Annotated in this window: 9 protein-coding genes; 4 read left to right on the top strand and 5 right to left on the bottom strand. The window is 74.5% G+C overall.

The features are described from left to right. Positions 1–1,325 (top strand): amylo-alpha-1,6-glucosidase (locus ABD317_RS29410; RefSeq protein WP_425582463.1); only part of this gene is annotated, 1,325 nt, incomplete at its 5' end. Here the strand turns inward: ABD317_RS29410 and ABD317_RS29405 are convergent. Beyond that, on the bottom strand, positions 1,291–3,423 hold the full coding sequence (locus ABD317_RS29405; RefSeq protein WP_344293662.1) for a tetratricopeptide repeat protein: 2,133 nt from the start codon (positions 3,421–3,423) through the stop codon (positions 1,291–1,293). The genes ABD317_RS29410 and ABD317_RS29405 overlap by 35 nt on opposite strands. An 8-nt stretch (positions 3,424–3,431) precedes the next feature. Then, positions 3,432–3,842, bottom strand: coding sequence for a hypothetical protein (locus tag ABD317_RS29400; protein ID WP_344293664.1), 411 nt, complete (start codon positions 3,840–3,842; stop codon positions 3,432–3,434). Positions 3,843–4,070: 228 nt separating this feature from the next. Between ABD317_RS29400 and ABD317_RS29395 the strand changes: the two genes are divergently transcribed. The 3 genes from ABD317_RS29395 to ABD317_RS29385 all read left to right on the top strand — a co-directional run bounded on the left by ABD317_RS29395 (position 4,071) and on the right by ABD317_RS29385 (position 5,613). After that, positions 4,071–4,340 carry a hypothetical protein gene (locus ABD317_RS29395; RefSeq protein WP_027753302.1) on the top strand — a complete coding sequence of 90 codons (270 nt, stop codon included), beginning with the start codon at positions 4,071–4,073 and terminating at the stop codon, positions 4,338–4,340. Further along, positions 4,333–4,959, top strand: a complete 627-nt coding sequence (locus tag ABD317_RS29390) for a DUF6879 family protein (RefSeq protein WP_344293659.1) — start codon at positions 4,333–4,335, stop codon at positions 4,957–4,959. Before ABD317_RS29395 ends, ABD317_RS29390 begins: the two co-directional genes overlap by 8 nt. Before the next feature lie 90 nt (positions 4,960–5,049). Beyond that, positions 5,050–5,613 (top strand): dihydrofolate reductase family protein, encoded by a 564-nt coding sequence (locus ABD317_RS29385; protein ID WP_344293657.1) that lies wholly within the window; start codon positions 5,050–5,052, stop codon positions 5,611–5,613. Here ABD317_RS29385 and ABD317_RS29380 read toward each other — a convergent pair. From ABD317_RS29380 to ABD317_RS29370, 3 genes are all read right to left on the bottom strand, one after another. Continuing rightward, a complete protein-coding gene (locus ABD317_RS29380; protein WP_344293655.1) occupies positions 5,610–6,095 on the bottom strand; it encodes an NUDIX hydrolase in 486 nt (161 codons plus the stop codon). The genes ABD317_RS29385 and ABD317_RS29380 overlap by 4 nt on opposite strands. Positions 6,096–6,507: 412 nt before the next feature. Further along, entirely contained in the window at positions 6,508–7,653 is a 1,146-nt protein-coding gene (gene dusB / locus ABD317_RS29375) for a tRNA dihydrouridine synthase DusB (protein WP_344293653.1), read from the bottom strand. A 137-nt stretch (positions 7,654–7,790) separates the two neighbouring features. Beyond that, positions 7,791–8,787, bottom strand: a 997-nt coding sequence (locus ABD317_RS29370; RefSeq protein WP_344293651.1) for a peptidoglycan-binding domain-containing protein, incomplete at its 5' end; no start/stop codon positions are given.

The following is an 8,787-nucleotide window of genomic DNA, read 5'->3' as shown; positions in this document are numbered from 1 at the left end:
CCGACGGCACCGGCCGGCCCCCGGCCCGTACGCCCGCAGAGCACTCCGCCCCGGGCCCGGCCCCCGGCTCCGCCCACGCCAGGCCGCACCTCGTCCGTGCCGCCGAGCAGGGTCTCGCCGACCTCGACGGCCTCCTCGTCCCCGCCGCCGGCCCCGGCGGCGAGGCGCTGCAGGTGCCCGCCGCGGGCGCCCCGTGGCTCCTGGCCCTCGTCGGCCGGCACGCCCTCGTGACGTCCCTCTTCGCGCTCCGCCACCGCCCCGCCCTCGCCCACGCCACGCTCCTCGCGCTCGCCGCCACCCAGTCCCGCGGCGGGGACGGCGGCGAGCCCGGGAAGATCGTGCACGAGGTGCGCCACGGCGAGCTGGCGCACTTCGGCCAGGTCCCGTACGGGCGCTACTACGGCGCCGTCGACACCACCCCGCTCTTCCTCGTCCTCCTCGGCGCCCTCACCGAGCACACCGGCGACGACAAGCTCGCCCGCCGGCTGGAGCCGCAGGCCCGCGCCGCCGTCGACTGGATGCTCGGCGACGGCGGCCTCACCGAGACCGGCTACCTCCGCCACCGCGCCGACGACGGCGCCCCGGCCGGCCAGGGCTGGCGGGACTCCCCCGGCACCCTCTGCGCCGCCGACGGCACCCGCGCCACCGGCGCCGTCGCCGCCGCCGCGCCCCAGGGCTACGCCTACGCCGCCCTGGCCCACACCGCCCGCCTCGCCGCCACCGCCTGGTCCGACCCCGCGCTCGCCGACCGCCTCACCACCGCCGCCGACGACCTGCGCACCCGCTTCCGCACCGACTTCTGGCTGGCGGAACCCGACTTCCCCGCCCTGGCCCTGGACGGCGCCGGCCGCCCCGCCGACGCACTGGCCTCCGACGCCGGGCACCTGCTGTGGTCCGGGCTGCTGGACCCCGACCGCGCCCGGCGGGTGGGCCGGCGGCTGCTGGAGCCGGACTTCTTCTCCGGCTGGGGCGTACGGACCGTCGCCGCGGGCCAGGGGGCGTACCACCCGATGGCGTACCACCGCGGCGGCGTCTGGCCGCACGACAACGCGATCCTGGCCCTCGGCCTGGCCCGCTACGGCCTCCACGACCAGGCCCGCACGGTGACGTCGGCCCTCGCCGACCTGGCGGCCCACACCCCGCACCGCCTCCCGGAAGCCGTGGCCGGCTACCCCCGCACCACCCAGCCGGCCCCGGTGCCGTTCCCCCACGCCTCCGCACCCCAGTCCTGGTCGGCAGCGACCCCCCTGGCCCTCCTGACAGCAGCCGAGGATCCCCCGCAGGAACAGTTCACGCCCCGTCCCCGCGCCCCCGGCCCGACGTGAACTCGCCGAGCAGGCGCCGGCCGGCGGCGGTGAACGGGTGGTCGGCTCCCAGGCTGTGCTCCCGCCTGGCCACGACGTCCGTCATGATCTCGATTCCGGCAGCCACGTGGCCGCGCGCGACCTGGGTGCGGGAGAGCAGCTGGCGGGCGGAGAGCGTGACCACGTGGTCCGGACCGAAGCGCCGCAGATAGGCGTCGGTGACCTGCCGTGTCTCCTGCTCCGCCGCGTCGAAGCGGCCCAGTCGGTACGACGTCCAGGCGTGGTTGTGGCGGGCGCCCAGCGTCACGGTGTGGTCGGGGCCGAGGACGCGTGTGCACTCCTCCGGCAGGGACAGCAACGCGCCGTCGTCCTCCGCGACGATGTCCGCTGCCGGCAGCAAGGCCAGCAGGCTTGCGCGCGAACGCAGCGTCAGCGGGTGGTCGGGCCCCAGGACCCGCCGCCTGCCGGCAACCGTGGACCGCAGGACCGAGACGGCCTCGTCGTGTCTGCCGAGGTTTCCGAGGACGAGTTGCAGGCCGTGACCGCTGTCCAGGGTGTCGGGGTCGTCGGCTCCGAGCACCGCCTCCTGGACGGTACGGATACGGCCGAGGAGCTGTTCGGCCTCGGCGTACCGGCCCAGCCGGAAGAGCGCCCGGCCCGCCCGCGAGCGGGCGGCCAGCACGAGACGGTGGTCCGGGCCGAGCCGCCGCTCGCCGAGGTCCCCGGCGCTGCGGGCCGTCTCCCAGGCCGCCTGGTAGTCGCCGGTGCGGTGCAGGGCGACGGACAGCCGGGTCACCGCGGCCAGCGCGTCGCCGGACGTGCGCGGATCGCCGATGCGCCGGAGCAGGGCGAGGGCGTGCGGCACCAGCAGCCGGTAGCGCGGTTCGTACGGGCCCGAGTCGGGCACGGCGGGCACGGCCGCGTCGAGCAGCCGGACCGCCGTGGTGTCGAGCGGCGGCACCCGGTCCGCCGGAGTCGCCGCGGCGACGCTGTCGAGCAGCACGCCGTGGCTCTGCGTACAGCGAACCCCGATCTCGACGAGTTCGGTGAGCGACTGGTCGAGCAACGCTCTCAGCGCGGCTTCGCAGCGGGACCGGGGCAGGACCGCGCCGATCTCGGCGCGGTCGAGCAGCGACAGCGGTAGCGGCTCGGAGGAGAACCGCGCCAGGAGCCTCAGCAGCGCGGTCGCCTCCGGCAGGCCGCGGGCCTCGAAGGCGTCGAGCGTCAACTGCCAGGTGAGACCGACCAGGTTCCGGGGATCCTCCTGCGACAGGGGGTCGGCCCCCTGGTCGATGAGCGCGACGCCTTCTCTCTCGTCGAGCCGGCGCTCGTACGTCTCCATCGTCCAGGGATCGAGCACCTGCTGGGAGAGGAAGCCGCCCGCCAGCGTCAGGGCGAGCGGCAGCCGCCCCAGCCGTTCCGCGATCCGGTCCGCCTCCTGCGCGGTACCGCTGTCCGGAGCGAGGTCCCGCAGCACCCTGGCGGCGTCCGCACGCGGCAGTACGCCGATGTGCTGCAGCTCCGCACCCGGCCACCAGCGGGCGGCCGACCGGCGCGTGGTCACGACGACGGTGCCGCGGGGGCTGGTGCGCAGCCAGCTGCCGTCGCCGAGGATCTCGGGCTCGTCGGCGTTGTCGAGGACGAGCAGCCAGGGTTCCGCGGAGCGGTCGAGATACTGCCAGACGAGGTCGGCGGCGGGCCGCAGCCCGCCGCGGGCGGCCAGCAGCTCGCCGTCGCCGGCTCCCCGGTCGGCGGCGACGGCCAGCATGCCGGCCCGGAGGCTTGAGCGGTCGGAGGCGCTGACCCACAGGCCGACCCGGCCGTGTTCGCCGGTGGCCAGCTGGAAGAGCGTGTACGCAACCGCGGTCTTGCCGCACCCGCCCATGCCGTACAGCACGAACACCTCGCCGCCACGCTCCCCCGCCACGCTCGCCCGCAGCCGCGCGAGCACCTCGGCGCGGTCGCGCAGGACGGCCGGAGGGCGGCCGACCGCCGGACGGCGAACGGAGTCGGGTCCGCCGGGCCCGGCGGACCCGTCGCCGTGGTGGTGGTGCTCGGTGATGTGCTGGTCGCCGGACGCCTGGAAGACCCGGCCGCGGTCCTCGGCACGGCCGTCCATCCCGCCCGTCATCGTTCCGTGATGTGCTGGTCGCGTCCGGCCTGCTGGATACGGGCCTGACCGGACGCGCGGGCGTGCTGGACGACCGCGGGGTCCGTCCCGGCCCTCGGTTCGAGTTCGCCGAGGAGCGCGCGCAGTTCCGCGGCGGCGTCCGGCCGGGCGACGAGAAGGCGCCGCAGCCGCCCCTGCCACTCGGCGTGCAGTTCGTCGACCGACTCCCGGTCCCCGGCCGCTTCGGCGGCGAGGACGTCGTCGCGGGTGGCTGCCAGCTCGGCGGCGACGGCCTCCGCACGGTGCGGCTGCATGCGGCGCCACAGCTGCGTGACGCCGTCCCGGGTGCGCTGCCAGGCATCCGTCGTCATCAGCGTGACCAGCGTGATACCAGCGGATTGTGCGAGTAAGGCGGCCTCCGGGTCCACGGTTCCCCCTGCCTCAATCGTCAAGTCGTGGGACTGTATGACAAATAGCAGATAATTGTGACGTGAACTGTGTTGTTTGACGACCACTCATCATCTCGCGCCAGGCCGCATGGGGCAACAAGAGATCGAACAGCCGTCGCCTATCTGTCCTATTTCGACCTCGCTGGGCCCTGGCATCCAATGCTAGAGTCCCGCCATCCGGCTCCGGCTCAGCGAATGGAGACTGTCATGGCCAGGCCGTGGGAAGCCGATCCGGCGACGACCTTCAAGCGTCGCCTGGGAAAATCGCCGCAGGAATTAGGCAATACGACCGACGGTCCCGACTGTCCCGACATCTGGGAACTCGAGAACGGTGACATCGTCGTCATCGGCCGCGACCTCACGGAATCCCTGGGCGGGAAGCTGCCCTCCGGCGTCTCCGTCGGTGCGGACGAACGGCTCGTCGTCCTCCCCAGAAACATGCTGATCGCCGCGAAACAGGACATCCCGAGTGTTTGATTCCTTCCCACACGGCCTCTCAGAACGCCTGGACCGCCCCACGTACCACGCGGACTACCACCGGGTCTTCGCGAGCGGCATCCGTCATATGAACAAGCTCGAACGCGGGCAGAACTTCAAAGAGCGCGGATTCGCCAGTTGGGAAGCCTTCGCGGCAGGTGAATGGGACCGCGCGCTCTCCCTCGCCGACGAAAGACGCGATGTCTACGCACAACAGTTCCACGAGGCCGCACGGCTCGGGGTGCGGCAGCGTCGCCTTCGCGTCGTGGAATTCCCGGTCACCCCGTACGTGCAGTGGGAATTCCACGTACTGCGCGTACGCGTGGAACTGGGTGACGACATCCGGGTCATGGACGCCCGCAGGATCGCGGACATCGAGAAAGACCGCCCCGTACCCGAAGTCGTGATCCTCGGAGACGCCGCCATGTACGAGGTGCTCTACGACGAGGACGGCAACGCGATGGGGTGCCGTCGCTTCACCGATCGCGCGCTGATCCAGGAGACGTCGGCCGGGTTCGACGCGCTGTACGAACGCGGGGACGGTTTCCACGACTTCTTCGACAGGGAGATCGCCCCCCTCCCCCCGCCCGCGGTCGCCTACCCGGCCGGAGGCGGCTGAGGGGAAGAGCGCGGTCGGGGTGCGCGTCGCGATGACTCCGGAGGGCTTCGGCAGTCGTACTGTCGACACCCGTACCGAGGAGGACCTCCGATGCGCAGCGTGACCTACTCGATGGCCATCTCACTCGACGGCTACATCACCGGACCGGACGGCGGCTTCGGCTGGACGGCACCCGGCGAGGACGTCTTCCGCTTCTCCATCGAGGAGATCAAGAGGGTCGGCGTCCATCTCATGGGGCGGCGGCTGTACGAGACGATGCTGTACTGGGAGACCGCCGAGCAGGACCCGTCGCTCAGCGACGACGAGCGCGAGTGGACCGCGCTGTGGAAGCCGCTGCCCAAGGTCGTGTTCTCCCGCACGCTCACGCAGGTCGAGGGCAACGCCCGCCTGGCCACCGGCAGCGTGGCCGAGGAGATCGCCCGGCTGCGGGCCGAGCCGGGCGAGGGCGACATCGCGATCGGCGGCGCGACGCTCGCCGCGGAGGTGGCGGCGCACGGCCTGATCGACGAGTACTGGGCCAGGGTGTACCCGGTGCTGATCGGCGGCGGCACGCCGTTCTTCCCCCGGGACGAGCGCCGGGTGGACCTCGAACTGGTCGAGACCCGCACCTTCGGCTCGGGGGTCGCCTTCCTCCGCCACCGCGTCGTGCGCTAGCCGCCGACGGGGTCCGGGTCCGTACGCCAGGGGCCGTCGGGGGCGAGGTCGGCGAGGACCGACCGCAGGTGCGGCGGTTCGAGCGGGTCCGGCAGGGTGTGGATCTCGGCCCAGGGGATCCAGACGTGGCCGGCGAGGGTGGTCTGCTCGTCGGGGAGGAGACCGGTGCGGCGCAGCGGGGGGCGGTCGTCGGCGTAGCGGGCGAGGAAGAAGTGCTCGACGCCGGCGAAGTGCGTGCCCTTCCAGTGGAAGTCGCGGTCGACGGGCACGCCGCGGTCCAGGACGGCGGCGGGGTCGAGGCCGGTCTCCTCGGCCAACTCGCGGCGGGCGGCGGCGAGCGGGGTCTCGTCCGGCTCCATGCCGCCGCCGGGCGGCTCCCAGATGAGCGCGCCGTCGAAGGGGTCGCGCCAGCGCAGCAGGAGCAGGCGCTCGGCGGCGTCGAGGCAGATGACCCGCGCGGCGGGCCGGTGCGTGGTGTCCACCGCCCCGAGGCTAGCCCCGCGGGGCCGCGGAGGTAGGAGGAGGGGGCGGGGCCGGTCGGCGCCGAGCCGAGCCAGGCCGGCAGGCCGGCGGCGGGGCCCGGGGCGCAGCCCCGGGACCGGCGGGGCCGTCGCGCGGTGCGCACCAGGCAGCTCCGACCGGCAGAGCGCCGCCCCGGCTCGGGGTCCGGAACCCGGACGGACCGGAGACCGAGGGCTCGGGGCGCAGCCCCCGGTTTCGGCCAGGCCGTCGAGCAGTGCACACCAGGCAGCTTCGACCAGCACAACGCCGCCCCGGCCCAGCCCGCGGGGGCTCGGGGGCGCAGCCCCCGGTTTCGGCCGGACCACCGGCCGACCGCGGGGGTCCGGGGGCGTAGCCCCCCGGGTTCGGGAAGGGGCGGGATCGGGGACACCCTCAGCCTCCCGACGTGTCCAGTTCCGCGCCCGCGTCCACCCGCGCGCACTCGTACGGGTCCGCGAGCCACCCCTCCGGCAGCACCACCTTGTTCCGCCCCGCCGTGCGCCCCCGCGGGCCGTCCGCGCCAACCGGCCACGGCTGGTCCAGGTCCAGCGTGCCCAGCAGGTCGTCCAGCTCGGCCAGCGAGCCGGCCATCGCCATCCGGTGGCGCAGCTCCTTGCCCACCGAGAAGCCCTTCGTGTACCACGGCACGTGCTTGCGGAAGTCGACCACGCCGCGGCGCTCGTCGCCGAGCCACTGCCCCAGCAGCTCCGCGTGCCGCAGCATCACCCCGGCGACCTCCTTGAGCGCCGGCCGCGCGTACGCGTCCACCGCCGGCGGGCCCGGCGCCGCGTCGAAGGCCGCCACCAGGTCGCCGAAGAGCCACGGCCGCCCCAGGCAGCCGCGCCCGACCACCACGCCGTCGCACCCCGTCTCCCGCACCATCCGCACCGCGTCGTCCGCCGACCAGATGTCCCCGTTGCCCAGCACCGGGATCTCCGGCACGTGCTCCTTCAGCCGGGCGATGGTGTCCCAGTCGGCGGTGCCGCCGTAGTGCTGCGCCGCCGTACGGCCGTGCAGAGCAATAGCGGTGACGCCCTCCTCGACCGCGATGCGGCCGGCGTCCAGGTAGGTGAGGTGATCGTCGTCGATGCCCTTGCGCATCTTCATCGTCACCGGCAGCCCGCCCGCGTTGCGCACGGCCTCGCGGAGGATGGCGCGCAGCAGGTTCCGCTTGTACGGCAGCGCCGAGCCGCCGCCCTTGCGGGTCACCTTGGGTACGGGGCAGCCGAAGTTGAGGTCGATGTGGTCGGCGAGGTCCTCGTCGGCGATCATGCGGGCGGCCCGGCCGGTGTACGCCGGGTCCACGCCGTACAGCTGGATGGACCGCGGCTTCTCGGTGCCGTCGAAGTGGACCAGGCGCATCGTCTTGGCGTCCCGCTCGACCAGCGCCCGCGTCGTGATCATCTCGCTGACGAACAGGCCGCGGCCGCCGGAGAACTCCCGGCACAGCGTGCGGAACGGCGCGTTCGTGATCCCCGCCATGGGCGCGAGCACCACGGGCGGAGAGACGGTGTGCGGGCCGATCTGCAGCTCGGACATGCGGCGGACTACCTCGATACGTGACGGGGACGGACCCTCCATTGTCCCTCACCTGCGCCGGGACGCGCACCTTCCCACCGGGCGGCCGGACGGCGGCGGTGACCTCCGGTGCGCGAGACGGCGGGGACGGCGGGGGCTCAGCTCCGTAGCGCGCCCCACGTGTTCGGGCCCACCTGGCCGTCGACCGACAGGCCCTTCGCGCCCTGGAACTGCTTGACCGCCGCCTCCGTGTCCGGGCCGAACTTGCCGTCGACGCCGCCCGCACCGAGGTCGTAGCCGCGAGCGCGGAGGATGCACTGGACCTGCACCACGCGCTCGCCGGAGTCGCCGTGCTGGGTGAGGGCCGTGCCCGAGTAGTAGTTGCAGGAGTCCCACGGGTCGGCGGGCGGCGCCGACTTCGTAGGACGGGTGGTCGGCTTCGCCGACGTGGGGTCGGAGCGGGTGGGCTCAGTGGTGGGGTCGGCCGTCTCGTCGGGGGCCCCGGTCGGCTGCGCGGTGCCCGCGGCGGACGGGCTCGGGGACGGCGACATGTCCGGCTTCGCCTCGTCCTCATCCTTGTCCTTGTCCTTCGTCTGCGACGGCTTCACCTTCCCGGGCTGGTCGCCCGGCGTGGCGGGGGCGCTCGAACTCCGTTCCGCGCCGCGCGCGTCCGACCCGCCGTCGCCGTCGTCGGAACCCAGCCACCCCGGTACGGCGAACGCCAGCGCCCCCACGGCCGCCACGGCGGCGACGGCGCCGGCCAGCATCAGGGGGCGGCGGCGCTGCGGCGGGCGGGCGGCGGGGGCGTCCGCGGTGTCCGGCGGGCTCTGCCCGTACGGGGTGGGCCCTCCGCCCTGCGGGGTGGCGTGGCCGTGCGGCCCGGCCTGCGGCTGCCCGCCGGACGGCTGTCCGTACGGCGGTTGCCCGGTCGGCGGCTGTCCGTACGGGCCCACCGCGCCGGGGCCTCCCGGCCCGGCCGCACCGCCCGGGCCGCTCGCGCCGGCCGCCCCGAAACCGGCCGCCGCCGCGTTCAGCGCCTCCGGCGGCATCGACGGCGTGTGCGACTCCGGCGCCGGACCGAAACCTCCCCCTACGCCCGGGGGCGTGGGGGTACCCCCAGCCACCGCACCCGCCGCGCCCGCACCGAGCCCCAGG

It is taken from the genome of Streptomyces synnematoformans, assembly GCF_039531005.1.
Classification (GTDB): Bacteria; Actinomycetota; Actinomycetes; order Streptomycetales; family Streptomycetaceae; genus Streptomyces; species Streptomyces synnematoformans.
This window is presented reverse-complemented; position numbering and strand designations above follow the sequence as displayed.

Bases quoted from the DNA above. Each gene is read 5' to 3' on its own strand.
- ABD317_RS29405 (WP_344293662.1), bottom strand. From the start codon at position 3,423: ATGGACGGCCGTGCCGAGGACCGCGGCCGGGTCTTCCAGGCGTCCGGC.
- ABD317_RS29395 (WP_027753302.1), top strand. From the start codon at position 4,071: ATGGCCAGGCCGTGGGAAGCCGATCCGGCGACGACCTTCAAGCGTCGC.
- ABD317_RS29385 (WP_344293657.1), top strand. From the start codon at position 5,050: ATGCGCAGCGTGACCTACTCGATGGCCATCTCACTCGACGGCTACATC.
- dusB (WP_344293653.1), bottom strand. From the start codon at position 7,653: ATGTCCGAGCTGCAGATCGGCCCGCACACCGTCTCTCCGCCCGTGGTG.